We start from the raw sequence: 15,092 nt of genomic DNA, 5'->3' as shown, positions 1-15,092 counted from the left end.
GTACGGAAGGGGAACGCCGAAAGAGAGCTTTCGTGCCCACCCGGGGAACAGAGCAAAGGGATGGCGTCAGGGCCGGGGGGGGGGGGGCGGTCAGGCAAAAGGGCGGAAGACTGCGGTTTGTTACCAAAACAGAAATTCACATATGCGTGCGGTGTATTATTTTGCCGAGCCAGCCGGCAACGGGGCATGGCACGCAAGCGTTTGGGGAGGAGCTTTCCTCGGTTAGCCACACAAGAAAGAAAAAAGGACGTGGTCTATGCAGATTTCCAGAGAGACCCTGCTTCGGTCCTACCGTGCCATGCGTACCATCCGGGTGTTTGAAGAACGCCTGCATCGTGAATTTGCGACCGGGGAAATCCCGGGCTTTGTGCATCTCTATTGCGGGGAGGAAGCCTCCGCCGTTGGGGTCTGCGCCAATCTGACGGAACAGGACACCATTGCCAGCACCCATCGTGGCCACGGCCATTGCATTGCCAAGGGCGTGGATGTGGGCGGCATGATGGCTGAAATTTATGGCCGCAAAACCGGCGTGTGCCGGGGGAAGGGCGGTTCCATGCATATTGCCGACCTTTCCAAAGGCATGCTGGGTGCCAATGGGATTGTGGGCGGTGGCCCGCCGCTGATCTGCGGGGCCGCGCTGTCTCATAAGGTTCTGAAAGATAACGGCGTGGCCGTGGCTTTTTATGGTGATGGTGCCTCGAATGAAGGCACCACGCTGGAAAGCCTTAATCTGGCGTCTGTCTGGCATCTGCCTGCCGTGTTTGTGGTGGAAGATAACGGCTATGGCGAGGCCACCGGGTCTTCCTACGCCTGCGCCGGCACCCAGAAGGACCGCGCCGCCGGATTTGGCATGCCGTATATGGAATGTGATGGTTCGGACTTCTTCGCCGTGCATGACGCGGCGCGCGATGCCATTGACCACGCCCGCTCGGGCAAAGGCCCGGTCATGCTGCATGTGCATCTGGAGCGCTGGTATGGGCACTTTGAAGGGGATGCCATGAGCTATCGCGCCTCCAATGAAGTGGCCGATGCCAAGAAAAACCATGACTGCCTTGAAAGCTTCCGTGAACGGGCTACGCAGGAAAAGCTGCTGGACCTCAGCGCGCTGGATGACATTGATGCCGCCGTGGCGGACGAAGTGGAGAGCGCCGTGCAGGCCGCCAAACAGGCTCCCTGGCCGGAAGATGCAGATCTGATGGCGGATGTTTACGTCAAAATCTGATGGGATTTCGGGCGAGGGCATGTCGCCTGTTGCCCTCAACGTATTTGGGGAAAGACCAATGAGCAAAAAGAGCTTTCGTCAGGCGATTAATGAAGCCCTGCGTCAGGAAATGCGGCGTGACCCCACGGTTGTGCTGATGGGTGAAGATGTGGCCGGGGGGCAGGGCGGCTCCTCTGGCGTGAAGGACGCCTGGGGCGGCGTGCTGGGTGTCACCAAAGGTCTGCTGACCGAATTTGGGGAAAGCCGTGTGCTGGATACCCCGATTTCTGAAGCCTCCTATATCGGGGCGGCGGCGGGTGCTGCGGCGACAGGCCTGCGCCCGGTGGCGGAACTGATGTTTGTTGATTTTGTCGGCTGTTGTCTCGACCAGATCATGAATCAGGCTGCCAAATTCCGCTACATGTTTGGCGGCAAGGCGCGTACGCCGCTGGTCATTCGTGCCATGTACGGGGCCGGGTTTAATGCTGCGGCTCAGCATAGTCAGGCGCTGTATCCGCTCTTTACCCATATTCCGGGGCTGAAGGTTGTGGTGCCGTCTTCTCCTTATGAAGCCAAAGGTCTGCTGATTGAAGCGATCCGTGATGATGACCCGGTGATCTTCCTTGAAAATAAGGTCATGTATGATGACGTCGAGGAAGTGCCGGACGAGGCCTATACCATCCCGTTTGGGGAAGCCAACCTGACGCGTGAAGGGGATGATGTCACCATTGTCGCCATTGGTCGCATGGTGGGCATGGCGAACGAGGCCGCAGACCGTCTGGCAAAACAGGGCATTTCCTGTACCGTGCTGGACCCGCGCACCATGTTCCCGCTGGATGAGCAGACCATTCTGGAATGTGTGGAAGATACGGGCCGTCTGGTGATTGTGGATGAGTCCAGCCCGCGCTGTAACATGGCGTGCGATATTTCCGCCCTTGTGGCCGAGCAGGCTTTTGGCGCGCTGAAGGCTCCCATCCGCCGGGTGGTGCCGCCGCATACACCGGTGCCGTTCTCCACCCCGCTGGAAAACCTCTACATGCCCAATGCGGATAAAATTGAAGCGGCGGTTAAAGCCGTCATGATGCAGAAAACGCGTGAGGTTGCCTGAACAATGACAAAGATCCTGACAGCCCTGACGATGCCCAAATTCGGTCTGGCCATGACGGAAGGCAAGCTTGCCTCCTGGACCCTCTCCCCCGGTGATACCGTGCGGGAAGGGGATGAAGTGGCGGATATTGAAACCAGCAAAATCACCAGCGGGTATGAAAGCCCGGCCTCCGGTATTTTGCGCAAACAGGTTGCGCAGGCGGGTGAGACACTGCCGGTTGGTGCTCTGCTGGGCGTGGTGGCGGATGCGGAGGCCTCAGACGAAGAGATTGACGCGTTTATTGCCAGTTTCAAGGCCGACACCGACGAAGAGGGCGGAGAAGAGGCCGAGGCCGCCAATGCGGAACCGCGTGTGATTACGGTCGGTGAGCATAGCCTGAATGTGCGTGATGTCGGGCGGGGCGACGGCGCGCCTGTCCTGCTGATCCACGGGTTTGGTGGTGATCTGAGCAACTGGATGCTGAATCAGGATGTTCTGGCCCGCTATCAGCGTGTGATTGCGTTTGACCTGCCGGGGCATGGGGCATCGTCCAAGGATGTTGGTGATGGATCTGTTACGGTTCTGGCTGAGGCGGCGTATGAGCTGCTGAAGGCGCTGGATATTCCCAAAGCGCATATTCTGGGCCACTCACTGGGCGGGGCGATTGCGCTGGCTCTGCTGCGGGATTACCCGGACGCCGTGCTGACGCTGACACTGGTTGCGCCTGCCGGCATGGAGCGCGAGGTGAATGCGGAAAGTCTGCGGGAGATGGTAGAAGCCGACCGCACGCGCGATATGCAAAAAGCCTTGCAGGTTCTGGTGCATGATAAATCTCTGGTGGGCCGCAGAATGGCGGATAACGTGTTGCGTGTCCGCCGTCTGGATGGCGCGCGGGAGGCTCTGCGCACCATTGAGGCCGCCTGTTTTGCCAACGGGCAGCAGTCGATTGACCTGCGCCCGGTGCTGGATGCGGCCCGTATTCCTGTCACCCTCTTCTGGGGTGAAGCGGATGAAGTCCTGCCGGTGGCCGGGGCAAAAAATGCTCCCGACCATGTGGTGAAGCACCTTCTGCCGCAGGTGGGCCACATGCCTCAGCTTGAAAAAACTGTTGAATTCAACAGGCTGGTTGAGGCGTTTTTAGAGAAGGCTCAGGTGACGGCCTGACCTCTCAGAATACTGACATGTGCGGCATCGTGCGGAAGCAGGGTGCCGTACTGGTCTGCGTAGTGGGTGGCAAAGGCTTCCCGCTCCAGCCGTTCACAATAATCCAGATAGCGGATTAACGCGCGCTGGCCACGGAGCGTGTTGCCATAGGTGCGCTTGTAGTGCTTCCACAAAATCAGCACGTTAACGGACCACGCATCATACGCGTGTTCCGCCACGCGCTGGCGGACTAAAGAGGGCAGCTGGTCAAACGCCTGCCAGTCATCCCCGGTGTAGCGCCGCCACATCTCATCTCGCAGCGTGCGCTCGTTCGAGGTCTCGGCCTTAGGCATAGGCGTCTTCCTCCTCCGGCTGGCGGTGCCGCCATACGGGGAAGGGGTCGGGCAGGTTGGCGTAAAGCTCCGGCTGAAAGCGCCCGGTATCCTGCGGGGCAAGGCAGGCATCCAGAGCGGCGCGGAGGGCGGGTTCATCCATTTCCGGCGTGCCGATAAAGACAATTTCCTGCCTGCGGTCCCCGTAAACCGGGTCCCATTTGCCGACCAGCATCGCCTTCCAGTCGTCATCCTCCGGCCAGTGCTGGGTGGGGATCACGCACCACCACAGGCCCATGGCCTGCGTGCGGACCAGTGCGCCAGCCTGCCCGAGTTCGCCCACCCATTCCGGGCGCGTGGCCAGCCAGAAATGCCCTTTGGCGCGCACCACGCCGGGCCATGAGGTATCAATAAAGGCCTTGAATTTTTCAGGAATAAACGGGCGGCGCGCGCGATAGACAAAGCTGCTGATGCCGTATTCTTCCGTTTCCGGCACATGCTCGGCGGCACCATAAAGCTCTTTGTACCAGAGCGGGTGTTGTTCGGCTTTGTCATGGTCAAACCGGTGGGTGTTCAGCACGCGGTCCAGCGGCACGACGCCCATATCGGTTTCAATCAGATCGGCATCCGGGTTCAGGGCGCGGATAATCTGTTTTGCAGCGTCCCGCTGCTCCGGCGTGGCGGTGGACACCTTGTTGAGAATGACAACATCAGCAAACTCAATCTGCTCCACCAGCAGGTCCACCAGTGCGCGGTCATCCGCATCCCCTGCGGTTTCGCCCCGGTCTTTCAGAAAATCGGTGGAGGCGTAATCCTTGAGCAGATTAACCGCATCTACCACAGTGACCATCGTATCCAGCCGGGCAATATCCAGCAGGCTCTGGTCGTCCTCATCCCGGAAGGAGAACGTGGCGGCGACGGGGAGGGGTTCCGCAATGCCGGTGGATTCAATCAGCAGATAATCAAACCGGCCTTCATCCGCCAGCCGACGCACTTCTGTCAGCAGGTCATCGCGCAGGGTGCAGCAGATGCAGCCGTTGCTCATTTCCACCAGCTTTTCATCCGTGCGGGAGAGGTCCGAGCCCTCACGCACCAGATCGGCATCAATATTCACGTCGCTCATATCATTAACAATCACGGCCACGCGGCGGCCTTCACGATTGTTCAGAATATGGTTGAGGACCGTGGTTTTTCCGGCTCCCAGAAAGCCGGAGAGAACGGTAACAGGAAGCCGGTTTGGCATGGTGCTCTTTCCTTCGGATTGCGGTTCCGATGTCGTATATGATACGTTATATCATAACGTCACGATAAAGCGAAACCCCATGCCGCACACGCCCTTATCCTTCCGTTTCCCCACGCCAGACGCTGCGTTTCAGGCCATTGAGCAACCCACGTGCCATATCGCGGTCGCAGACCGTGCTCTGGGGCAGGATCTGGAAAACGCGGCGCAGACCTATCTTGAAGAGGGGCCTTCCCTGATCCTGACAGCAGGCACCCCGGACGAGCTGGCGCAGGAGCTTGCGCCGGTTTTTACGCCGGCCACACGGGCCTTGCTGGAGGATGCGCTGGGGCTGGTGGACGGCTATTGCGCGGCGACAGGGATGGACGCCGTGCGCTTCCGGCTGGAGCGGATTACGCATGATAGTTGTCGTCGCTTCCATGTGGATCACGTCGTGCTGCGTCTGTTGTGCACCTATGTAGGGCCGGGGGTGCAGTGGCGTGTGGCGGATCTGGGGGAAGAGGCCGCGGTGTATCAGGCGGACGCAGGCGCTGTGGCGTTACTTAAGGGCGGTTGTTATCCGGGCTGGCAGCCGGAGGGGGCGGTGCAGCATCGTTCGCCACCGCTTTCTGCGCTGGCAAAACCCGTCACCCGCCTGTTGCTGACGCTGGATGCCCCACAGGCCTGCGGGATGTCAGATGATCAGCGGCGGATCGTGCGGAAGGAAGTGGCGCACTCTTAGGCGTGCGCGTGCGGGAAAGGAGTGTGAGAGCTTCCGTTCAACGGCGTGAAAAGGTAGAGTTTGTTTTTCATCATGAACCCTTGAAGAAACGGCCATGCAGAAATCAAAGCTCTTCTTTCTTGCGGTTCTGGTCATGCACCCTCCTGTCGCCTGGGGTGCGCAGGAGGACAAGGCTGCGATGGTCTTTCGGATTACGCCGGTTAAACCCCTTGAGGTTTTAATGCATGAGGCGCTTGCGGCCTCACCCCCGGTGCAGGATAAGATAGTGCGTGCGCCGGATCTGGTTGATCTTGCAACACTTACACCGGATTTTAAATTCGATATCCGCTATGCCACGACAGAGAATTTTCTCAGCACGCCGGTTTATTCCTCATCCCACGCCTTTTTGGAAAAACCTGCGGCGGAAGCGCTCGCCAGAGCCTCGGAATATTTAAAAACAAAAGGCTATGGTCTTCTGATTTTTGATGCCTATCGCCCGTGGTTTATTACCAAACTGTTTTGGGACGCAACGCCTGCGGACAAACACCAGTTTGTCGCTAACCCCACACATGGGTCCAGACATAACCGGGGCTGTGCGGTGGATCTGACCTTATATGACCTGAAAACCGGGCAGCAGGTGACCATGCCCAGCGGGTTTGATGAAATGACGCCCCGTGCCTATTCCAACTATCCGGACGCGCCGGAAGAGCAGAAAAAGGCGCGGGATCTGCTGCGGGACGCCATGCAGCAGGAAGGCTTTATACAGCTCCCCGCTGAGTGGTGGCATTTTGATTACAGGGACTGGAACAAATACCCTGTTCAGAACATCAGATTTGAAGACATTAAATAATCGGGTTTAGCTGTGTGTTACGGTGTGGCGGCGTCTGCCGTATGCACCGTAAGCCAGCTTTTTGCCGTATCAATGGTAATGGTGGCGGGCTTATAGGCTTCCGGCGGTGCGGTGAAAATGGAGCTGACATAGGTTTGCGGGTTGCGGTCATACAGCGGGAACCAGCTTGACTGCACCTGCACCATAATGCGATGGCCGGGCAGGAACGTATGGTTCATGATCGGCAGCCGGAACTGGTAAAGCTGGGCCTGATGAGCCGGAATAGCCTCGGGGTGTTCAAAGCTTTTGCGGTAGCGCCCGCGCAGAATGTCACTGCTGATCATAAGCTGATAGCCGCCCAGTTCCCGCTGTTCGGGCACTTCATCCGGGTAGACATCAATCAGTTTCACAACAAAATCGCCATCCGTGCCACTTGTTGTGGCGTTCAGATGCACAAGCGGCTGGCCGTCCAGCGCCACCGGCTGCGTCAGCACGGGGGAGGTAAAGGTTGCCACATCCGGGCGGGACGCCGCATTGCGCTGGTCTGTTGAAAGCCAGTTATCCCATGCGGAATTTGCGGCCCCTCTGGTAATAACGGGACGCTGCACATACGGCACCGGGTGTGCCGGGTCAGACAGATAACTGACAGAGCCGGACGTCTCGGCAGACCCGTTCACAGCAAGCTGGTATTTGGCCGTAAGATGCAGAGTGGTGCAGTCGGTTGTGCAATCCCGCGCCGGGAGGGCCTCTCTGGTTTCCCAGTCATCAGAGCCACTGCGGTAGGCGGACACGCGCTGCGGCAGGGCGACGGCGTCATCTTTCAGATAATGGGCCAGAAAGGGTTCAAGAATTTTTTTACGGAAATACAGGCCGGTATCGGAATGGAGCTTGATGGGGCCAAGCGTGCTGGCCTCTTTGATCTCGCCGCCATGGTTCCACGGCCCCATCGCCAGCCAGAGGTTGGGCTGATCTGTCTGCTTCTGTTTGAGCGCATAGTAAAGGGCAATGGCCCCGTAATTATCTTCCTGATCCCACAGACTATGCACGAGGAGCGTTGGCACTTTCAGCGGCAGGTCCGCAAGCACATGGTCCATTGCCTGCTGCTGCCACCAGCTATCATAGGCCGGGTGGGCCAGAAGCTGCCGGAAAAAGCCGATCTGCTCCATACCCCGTTCTTTCCCCTGTGCGCCGGCAGAAACGGAGTTCAGGAAAAGATCATAATTGTCATACTGGTTGCCCCACCAGATGGCCGTTTTTTTCGCCGTGGCATCCTGATTGTAGATGTAGGACAGCATTTCTTCACGGAAGGCTCCGTTATGGAACCAGTCATCGCCCATCCAGCCATCCACCATCGGGTTCATAGGGACGGAAACTTTCAGGGCCGGGTGGGGGTTAATCAGGGCCGTGAGGGAGGTATAGCCGTCGTAAGAGACGCCGATAATGCCGACCTTGCCGTTGCTTTGCGGCAGGTTGTGGACCAGCCATTCAATGGTGTCCCAGGTGTCGGTGCTATGATCTACTTTTGTGTGGTTCAGCGCCCCGCGCAGAGGGCGGTTCATCACATACTGCCCCTCGGAGCCATATTTGCCACGCACATCCTGCACTACGCGGATATAGCCGCCATCCGCGATCACGTCCGGCATGTTGTCATAGCCCTGCAACACAGAGCGCATGGTGCCGCTCTCTGCCTGAGACGTCATGTGCTGGGCGTTATACGGGGTGCGGGTCAGCAGAATAGGGGCGTTATGGGCGGATTTGGGGATAAGGATGACGGTATGCAGTTTGGCGCCATCACGCATGGGGATCATCACATCCCGGCGGATGAAGTCAAACTTGTCTGTATTCACAGTAAATTTTGCAGGCATATCAGGGGCGATATCAGCATTTTGCGCTGCATGATCCTGCGCGAAGGCGGGTGTTGAAAGCGCAGTCATGCAGAGCAGAAGAAGAGTATTTTTGAACATGGAACCCCTGAGTATAAACAACCGTGTCGTCTATGGATCCGGCTTTTGCCGGGTGATGAACCTTAGAATTCTGCCGATACGGTACCAAAGAACTGGCGCGGAGACGCAACAAACAGATTGGCGTTATCATCCCCGGTGACGGCAGCGGACCCGTAAACGCCGCCAATATAATTTTTATCAAACAGGTTGGTGATGCCGAAAGTCGCTTTCATGTTCTGGGCAAAGCCAATTTTTCCAAAATTATAGGCAAAATTCATATTGGCGAGCCAGTAGGCCGGAATGCTCTGATCATTCATATACGTCATCGGGCGGGAGCCGATATAGTTGACGTTGAAGTTAAACATGGCCCGTTTGTAGGTGTAGTTCAGGTTGGCTTTATACATGAACTTTGGGTAGTAAACCTGATGCTTGCCACGAATGTTGTAATTCTGTCCGCTGTAATTAATGGAGCGGCTTTGATATTCGGCATTGTTCCAGCTGAAGCTGTTGGTAATTTCAAGCCCTTCTATGGGGCGAATGGTGGCCAGAACGTCGGCCCCATTCATAGTTTCCCGGCCCACGTTCAGATAGGCATTGTTCGTGTTATTGGCGCTGCCTTCACTGATTGAGGCAAGGCGGTTGTAATAGTCCGTATGGTAGAAATCAGCAGAGGCTGAGAAAAAGCGGGAGTCATAGCGGTAGCCCACAACGTAGTTCCATGTGCGCTCCGGACGCAGGACCTTCTTGCTTTCATCAAACACAACCTGCGCGGGGCGGCTGGCATTGCCCAGCCCACCCCAGGCGTTGTCCCCGCCTGTTTGGGCAAAATAGTCATAGGCCCGCATATTTTCTGCAATATCCCAGTAGAATTCATGATGGCTGAGGAAATGGTAATCAAAATTGAAGTGCGGCAGGAACGCAGCAGAGGCCGTGAGTGACCCGTTAACAGGGTGCCGGTAATATGTATTCCAGCCTTCCGCCGCCAGCTGATCGGTATAGTCGGCTTTTGTGCCGCCGTGTGTGGTCTGGGTCAGGGATTTAAAGCCAGCAAGAAAGGTCATGCCAGGGGTAATGGTCCAGCGGTCCTGCAGGAAGAACTGGAACGTGTTGGTGTTGAAGGTGTTCTCAAACCAGGTGTGACCCGTGCCACTCTTGAAGTCAGACAGCCAGTTATGGGCGGAGTTCAGGCCATCTTCATAAAGTCTCTGATTATAAATCCACTGGTTGTTTTCATACCAGATGCCGGTTTCAATTTTATTGTGGTGCGGGGCTTCAATGGTGAATTTTTGCGTAAAGCCCAGACGGCGCATGGCCGCATGCGACATGCCGAGCGCCATGGGGACGCCTGAGACACTGCCATCCGCGTTCAGGCTTGGTGTGCCATAGCTTGGCGAGGTGACAAAGTTGTTTGTGCCCCCATAGATTGCACTGTTGACGTTACCGTAAGCGACCGTGTCAGACTTCACATTTTTAAACAGGTCGTAGTGCATGTTGACAGAGGAGAGGTAGCTTCTCTGCAACTGGGCGGCATCCCACGCGTAGTCGCCAATTTCATCATTGGAGAGGACGCCTGCGTAACCCGGAGGCACATCAGACGTATACTGAGCATAATAGGCCCACTGTTTTGCTTTTTCGTAATCGGGCTTGAGATAGGTTGAATCACGCCCCATCTTTTCCCACATGTTTTTGGTCATGGACAGGTAATTGCCCTGTGTAAAATTACCGTAGCCAAAAAAGGCGGTAATCTTGCCACGGTCCCCAAGAGGCTGCACGACTTTTGCATTGGCCTGCAATTCGCTCTGATACCCTTGGCCTTTCCACAAATCTGATTTGGTGCGGGCAAAGGATGCATAGAATTTTGTGCCGGTGGAATTCAGGATGCCACTATCAACGCGACCATAGGTGCGGAAGGCATTGAAGCTGCCAAATGTCTGACTGACCTTGCCGCCAGCCTTATCCTTAGGGTCAGACGAGGTATAGGTCATGGCCCCGCCAAGGTTCTGGGCGGAGAAGGAGTCCAGCGCGCCAGCGCCCTGAGACATCGACATGCCGCCAATGTCATCCTGAATCATGGCCTGTGTGATGGAGACACCATTATCGTTAATAAAACCCTGTGTGCCTAAGGGCATGCCATCAAGGGTTGCGCCAATCTGCATTTGCGTAAAGCCGCGCAGGTAAAACGTGTTTGCGTAGGTATCAAGGCCAAAGGCATCTGTGGAGGTAAAGTTGGCCCCCGGCGTGGTCTGGGCAAGGATCTGCATCGGGTTGGTGCCCGCAACAAACCGGTCCATGACCTTACGGCTCACGGTGACCTCTGCGCCATGACTGGCAACACGGTGCGTGCTGACGTTGACTTCCTCACTATCTTTGCTGACCAGAGGGCCTGTACTGCGTTTTTTGCGCGGTGCCGTATGGTCTTTGCGTGCAGAAACAGAAGCAGGCGGTGTATGGGCAGCAACCGTGTGCGATGAGCGCTTTTTGGGGCTCGTGCCAGCGGCGGACGGCGCGGCTGCGCCAGCAGTTGTATCAAAAAGCAGACCTGCCAGAGCAGTACCAAAGAGCAAAAGTGACTTGCTATATCGTTCTTTTACAACCTTGTTACGCTTGCCCATCGTCAATCCCTGCTCCGTGGTCTGTCTCTGTTCTGATCAGTGCGCAGTGGGCCGGTTGTCTCTGGAGCACCGATTTTGCGCATGATCCTGTGAGAACATGTTGCTGACCCGGAACTAATATTGTCAATAATCGATAATGAGGGGGTCTGATAACCCTGGGTTAAGGGCAGCTGTTTATCGCACGCGCCCCATGAGCGTCGAACCAGACCGTGCCATTGGCAATCATGGCCTGCCCGTTATGGACAAACATCTCATGCGGAATAGCGCCCCGCAGGCTGTTGAGGACACAGGGCGTGAAAACCCGCGACCATGATGTGGAGAGCGCTGCGGGCGTTTTAAGGGTGAAGGCGTGTTCTGCATTCACCCTCAAGGGCCATGAGACCAGCTTTGCCGTTTCTGCCTTGTTGCCGCTCAGCACGCTGCGCAGGAAGCGCTGCACCATAGCCTCGAAAACCGCAGGGGGAGCGTCTGTGACGTCCTCATACAGGGCGTTGGGGGCGAGGTGATCTATGGAGGCAAGATCCAGTTTTACGGGATAGGTTTTTGTGCCGTTGGTCCAGGTTCCGGCCAGTGCTGTGGAGGTCTGGAAGGTGAGCGGGGCATGAGCGTCTTTATCACTTGTTTCAAAATGCAGGCTGAAGCGGCCACCACCGGGTTCGCTCAGCGTCATCTGCTCTCCTGAGTTCTGAGCAGACAGGGGAATATCGACCAGATTTTTTACATAGAAATAATGCGCGTTTGCCACTGTCTGATCGGGCCGAACGGAGAGCGTCGCCCCGATAGGATACGGGCCAAGGGTGCCGGAGAAGCGGTAATTGTCCGTCGTGGGCTGTGGCATTTGTGTAGGAGAAGCGGCTGTGTCCGGGGTGCGCTCGGTTGGGTGGGTTGCTGTGCTGGCGCTTGTGGCCAAGGGGGAGGACGATGCGGTTTGCGCAGGTATGGGGGACGGCGCAGCGGGAGGTGCAAGGGGAGCCGGAGCGGCACCTGCCGTGGTGGCTGGCAGGCTAAGCAAGCTGAAGGCCAGTAGCCGTATGGTAATCTGCTTCATTCCTCTGGCCCTTTCGGCGTGGCGCGATCCTGACGGGCAGCATAGCGGCAAAAGAGCAGCTGTGCAGCGTGTGGCGGCGCGTTATGGTGTCTTGCAAACAGGATAACGCGGGACGGGAGGCAAGGCTGCGCATGAGATGCGAAGAGTGCGGAACGGAGTTCCCCTGCACGGCAGACGCCCGGTGCTGGTGTATGCAAAAACCCCATGATGTCCCTCTGCCTGCGGATGCTGCGACGGGGTGCCTGTGCGCAGCCTGCCTTGAAAAGCGGCTCCGGCAGCAGCAAGGCATACCGCCAGCCTCCGGAAGAAAGCGCTGAGGCCAGAGGGCTGCGGTATCTATTGAGAAATCGTAGAGGCGAGTTTCAATAGGGTGTGAAATGATAAAAGGTTTTCAGGAGACGCAGGGCTGCTCCGCATGAGGTGAGCGCATTGCCGTTGCGCGACATCAAGGGGCGGGAATTTGATTTAGATCAAGGGCCGGAGGCGCAAAGCTGGAGACACTACTTCCGGAAAGCGCAGAGGGACCTGTGGGGTCGCTGCGCGAAAAAGGAGGATGTTCGGATGACCATTTATACAACAAACGGTCGTGCCCCTGTTGTGCGTGTTCCGGTTGGCAATGTTCGTGTAGCGGACCCGCTGACAGCTCTGGAACGGCAGATGAGCCGCCTTTTTGAAGATTACAAGGTGCCGGAAAGCGGTGCGCCTGCCCATCGTCTGGGGGCCACGGATATTACGGAAAATGCTGCGGGCTATGTTGTGGCGACGGAAGTGCCGGGCTGTGCCGAGAGCGATATTAAACTGAGCACGGCCAATGGCGTGCTGAGCATTCGCGGTGAAAAGAAGAAACCGGAAGTGGAAGGCCCGGTCAAACAGCATCTGGCGGGCCGTCAGTTTGCTGCGTTTGAGGAAGCCTTTACGCTGCCGGATGATGTGGATGTCGAAAAAATCAGCGCGTCTCTCAAAAATGGTGTGCTGAGCGTGACACTGCCCAAAAAGGCGGAAAGCAAACCTGCGGAACGGCATATTGCTATTAATGCAGGCTGAGACTGTTTTGAAAATTTAGCTTTCCAGAAAGGAAAGACCATGACCGCTAAAACAAACAAGAGCGTTGAAATTGCCGGCACCCGTTATGAAATGCTGGGCACGATGAATGATGGTGACTGCAAGGTGCGCCTGAAAAACACCAAAGGGGAAGTCGTGGAAATGACCTGTGACTCCTTTATTGACCAGCTGAATAACGGCACTGCCCGCTATCTGTAAGGTCTCTGGTTTGCCTGCTCGGAGGTCCTGATTAGGCATTTTCAGACCCCTTCAGGTGCCGCAGGCCGGAGGGGATGGGGACACGGTTTGGGCGCTGCGTAAGGCAGGCCCGGCCCTGTTGGCCCAGAGAGAGGGCGGCCCGGAAGCGGGAGCCGGAACGGGATCATCTGGTCATAAGCCGCCAGCCAGCGGGGTTTGTGCCAGAGAGGCCTGAAAACACAAACGCCCCCTGTGGTGACGGACCGCAGGGGGCGTTGCTATGAGAGACACCGTGCGCCGGAGCGTAGCGGGTGCGTTGCTCACACAGAGGGCATGCCGCTGTATGAGCGGAAAACCTCAGTCCATTCGGACAGACGGGCGGACAAAGCGGTCCAGCCAGTCGGTCAGGCAGGCAATCGCACCGCGAGGGACGCCGTAGAGTTCAAACTGATGCTGGCGATACAGAGCGGTGTGCCCCAACCGGGCGCTCAGGCCATGCAGTGCGCCACCGCCAAACGTCTTGCCATCCGCAAACGCGCCCCAGCCATTGTAATTGCCGAGGGCGACAATCGCGCCTTTGTTGTTGAACTTGAAGGGCGGGACCGGCGTCTGGTTCAAAATCCATTGCGGCAGATATTTTGCCAGATGGTGCGCTTCCTGCCGTGCAACCTGCGCCGTGGGGGGCAGGGGGCTTTCCGCAATAAAGGAACAGTCGCCGACTGCAAAAATCCGGTCATCCAGTGTGGTTTGCAGGTTGGGTTTGACCACCAGCTGGCCGCCACGGCCACATTCCAGACCGTCCATTTCCCGCGTAACGTCCGGGGCTTTCACACCAGCTGCCCAGACGCGGAACTGCGCATCTACGCGGGAGCCGTCCTTGAGGATAAAGCCTTTTTCATCCACGCCGCTGACCATAGCGCCAGTGCGGACGGAAATCTTGAGGGCTTCCAGCTGCTGGCGGGCTTCCTCGGACACTTTTTCCGGGAAGGACGGCAGAATACGCGGCCCGGCTTCCAGCAGGGTAATGCGCATTTCCGGTGTGGTGGGCGTAAAGTTGTACAGGGAGCCGATATCCAGCGCCTTGTGCAACTCAGCAGCCAGCTGCACGCCGGTCGCCCCACCGCCGACAATGGCGATATCCAGCGGTGTGCCGCGCCCATAGGCCTGCAGGACGGCATGGCGGAAGCGTTCATTAAAGTTGTTGGCTTCCACCACATTATCCAGAAAAATGCAGTGGTCTTTGACACCCGGTGTGCCAAAATCGTTGGCGCGGCTGCCAATGGCAAAAATCAGGGCGTCATAGTCCACATGCCGCTCTTCCAGAATGACTTCATCCTCATCCTGCTCTGTCAGCGGGGCGAGGATCAGCCTGCGGGCGGCACGGTCCAGATGGGAAATTTCCCCATAGCAGAAGCGGAAGCCATGCCCGGCGGCGTGGGAGACAAAGGTAATGCGGTCATTCTCATTGCGCGCGGTGCCAGCGGCAAAGCAGTGGAGCATAGGCTTCCAGACATGGCTGAACCCTTTATCCACCAGGGTGATATCCAGCTTGCCAGAGCGGCCCATGCTGTTTCCCAACCGTGTGGCGAGTGCCAGGCCGGCAATGCCGCCCCCTACAATAACCAACCGAAACCGATCACTCATAACGTCACTATCCTTTCGTGTTCCGCAAGTATCGGCGGCGGAACAGAACTGCGCAACACACTGCCTCTTGAGGT

The 15,092-nt window shown here is 57.3% G+C and carries 13 protein-coding genes; 7 read left to right on the top strand and 6 right to left on the bottom strand.

Annotation, left to right across the window (positions count from 1 at the left end):
• Positions 1-256: 256 nt before the first annotated feature.
• The 3 genes from AD928_RS06410 to AD928_RS06400 are packed head-to-tail and all read left to right on the top strand — an operon-like array spanning position 257 to position 3,452.
• Entirely contained in the window at positions 257-1,222 is a 966-nt protein-coding gene (locus AD928_RS06410) for a thiamine pyrophosphate-dependent dehydrogenase E1 component subunit alpha (RefSeq protein ID WP_062249190.1), read from the top strand.
• A 58-nt stretch (positions 1,223-1,280) separates the two neighbouring features.
• A complete protein-coding gene (locus tag AD928_RS06405; RefSeq protein WP_062143013.1) occupies positions 1,281-2,309 on the top strand; it encodes an alpha-ketoacid dehydrogenase subunit beta in 1,029 nt (342 codons plus the stop codon).
• A gap of 3 nt (positions 2,310-2,312) precedes the next feature.
• Complete coding sequence (locus tag AD928_RS06400) at positions 2,313-3,452, top strand: acetoin dehydrogenase dihydrolipoyllysine-residue acetyltransferase subunit (RefSeq protein ID WP_062249188.1); 1,140 nt, start codon at positions 2,313-2,315, stop codon at positions 3,450-3,452.
• Here AD928_RS06400 and AD928_RS06395 read toward each other — a convergent pair.
• Both AD928_RS06395 and zigA read right to left on the bottom strand, forming a co-directional pair.
• Positions 3,437-3,784 (bottom strand): DUF6525 family protein, encoded by a 348-nt coding sequence (locus AD928_RS06395; RefSeq protein ID WP_061491424.1) that lies wholly within the window; start codon positions 3,782-3,784, stop codon positions 3,437-3,439. The genes AD928_RS06400 and AD928_RS06395 overlap by 16 nt on opposite strands.
• On the bottom strand, positions 3,777-5,006 hold the full coding sequence (zigA, locus tag AD928_RS06390) for a zinc metallochaperone GTPase ZigA (protein ID WP_062249186.1): 1,230 nt from the start codon (positions 5,004-5,006) through the stop codon (positions 3,777-3,779). Before zigA ends, AD928_RS06395 begins: the two co-directional genes overlap by 8 nt.
• A 79-nt stretch (positions 5,007-5,085) precedes the next feature.
• On the opposite strand from zigA, the gene AD928_RS06385 reads away from it, so the two are divergent.
• Entirely contained in the window at positions 5,086-5,724 is a 639-nt protein-coding gene (locus AD928_RS06385; protein ID WP_062249183.1) for a DUF1826 domain-containing protein, read from the top strand.
• 94 nt (positions 5,725-5,818) lie between these two features.
• Positions 5,819-6,553, top strand: coding sequence for a M15 family metallopeptidase (locus AD928_RS06380; protein ID WP_233419980.1), 735 nt, complete (start codon positions 5,819-5,821; stop codon positions 6,551-6,553).
• A 17-nt stretch (positions 6,554-6,570) separates the two neighbouring features.
• Here the strand turns inward: AD928_RS06380 and AD928_RS06375 are convergent, their stop codons facing one another.
• The 3 genes from AD928_RS06375 to AD928_RS06365 form a co-directional block, all read right to left on the bottom strand.
• Complete coding sequence (locus tag AD928_RS06375) at positions 6,571-8,496, bottom strand: CocE/NonD family hydrolase (RefSeq protein ID WP_062249180.1); 1,926 nt, start codon at positions 8,494-8,496, stop codon at positions 6,571-6,573.
• Between the two features lie 62 nt (positions 8,497-8,558).
• Entirely contained in the window at positions 8,559-11,087 is a 2,529-nt protein-coding gene (locus AD928_RS06370; protein WP_062249178.1) for a TonB-dependent receptor domain-containing protein, read from the bottom strand.
• A 160-nt stretch (positions 11,088-11,247) separates the two neighbouring features.
• Complete coding sequence (locus AD928_RS06365; protein ID WP_062143034.1) at positions 11,248-12,135, bottom strand: hypothetical protein; 888 nt, start codon at positions 12,133-12,135, stop codon at positions 11,248-11,250.
• A 561-nt stretch (positions 12,136-12,696) separates the two neighbouring features.
• On the opposite strand from AD928_RS06365, the gene AD928_RS06355 reads away from it, so the two are divergent.
• Together AD928_RS06355 and AD928_RS14965 are read left to right on the top strand one after the other, a co-directional pair.
• Positions 12,697-13,179, top strand: a complete 483-nt coding sequence (locus AD928_RS06355; protein WP_062249169.1) for an Hsp20/alpha crystallin family protein — start codon at positions 12,697-12,699, stop codon at positions 13,177-13,179.
• 39 nt (positions 13,180-13,218) lie between these two features.
• On the top strand, positions 13,219-13,395 hold the full coding sequence (locus tag AD928_RS14965) for a hypothetical protein (protein ID WP_167347350.1): 177 nt from the start codon (positions 13,219-13,221) through the stop codon (positions 13,393-13,395).
• A gap of 336 nt (positions 13,396-13,731) precedes the next feature.
• On the opposite strand, the gene AD928_RS06350 is transcribed toward AD928_RS14965, so the two are convergent.
• Entirely contained in the window at positions 13,732-15,018 is a 1,287-nt protein-coding gene (locus AD928_RS06350; protein WP_062249168.1) for an NAD(P)/FAD-dependent oxidoreductase, read from the bottom strand.
• Positions 15,019-15,092 lie beyond the last annotated feature (74 nt).

Source organism: Acetobacter cerevisiae, from assembly GCF_001580535.1.
GTDB classification, from domain to species: Bacteria; Pseudomonadota; Alphaproteobacteria; order Acetobacterales; family Acetobacteraceae; genus Acetobacter; species Acetobacter cerevisiae.
The sequence above is the reverse complement of the archived record's forward strand: the minus strand, read 5'-3'. Positions and strand labels throughout refer to the sequence as shown.

Excerpts from the sequence above, each read along its gene's own strand:
- AD928_RS06350 (WP_062249168.1), bottom strand. The coding sequence starts at position 15,018 with ATGAGTGATCGGTTTCGGTTGGTTATTGTAGGGGGCGGCATTGCCGGC.
- AD928_RS06365 (WP_062143034.1), bottom strand. The coding sequence starts at position 12,135 with ATGAAGCAGATTACCATACGGCTACTGGCCTTCAGCTTGCTTAGCCTG.
- AD928_RS06400 (WP_062249188.1), top strand. The coding sequence starts at position 2,313 with ATGACAAAGATCCTGACAGCCCTGACGATGCCCAAATTCGGTCTGGCC.
- AD928_RS14965 (WP_167347350.1), top strand. The coding sequence starts at position 13,219 with ATGACCGCTAAAACAAACAAGAGCGTTGAAATTGCCGGCACCCGTTAT.
- AD928_RS06410 (WP_062249190.1), top strand. The coding sequence starts at position 257 with ATGCAGATTTCCAGAGAGACCCTGCTTCGGTCCTACCGTGCCATGCGT.
- AD928_RS06405 (WP_062143013.1), top strand. The coding sequence starts at position 1,281 with ATGAGCAAAAAGAGCTTTCGTCAGGCGATTAATGAAGCCCTGCGTCAG.
- AD928_RS06380 (WP_233419980.1), top strand. The coding sequence starts at position 5,819 with ATGCAGAAATCAAAGCTCTTCTTTCTTGCGGTTCTGGTCATGCACCCT.
- AD928_RS06355 (WP_062249169.1), top strand. The coding sequence starts at position 12,697 with ATGACCATTTATACAACAAACGGTCGTGCCCCTGTTGTGCGTGTTCCG.
- AD928_RS06375 (WP_062249180.1), bottom strand. The coding sequence starts at position 8,496 with ATGTTCAAAAATACTCTTCTTCTGCTCTGCATGACTGCGCTTTCAACA.
- AD928_RS06370 (WP_062249178.1), bottom strand. The coding sequence starts at position 11,087 with ATGGGCAAGCGTAACAAGGTTGTAAAAGAACGATATAGCAAGTCACTT.
- AD928_RS06385 (WP_062249183.1), top strand. The coding sequence starts at position 5,086 with ATGCCGCACACGCCCTTATCCTTCCGTTTCCCCACGCCAGACGCTGCG.
- AD928_RS06395 (WP_061491424.1), bottom strand. The coding sequence starts at position 3,784 with ATGCCTAAGGCCGAGACCTCGAACGAGCGCACGCTGCGAGATGAGATG.
- zigA (WP_062249186.1), bottom strand. The coding sequence starts at position 5,006 with ATGCCAAACCGGCTTCCTGTTACCGTTCTCTCCGGCTTTCTGGGAGCC.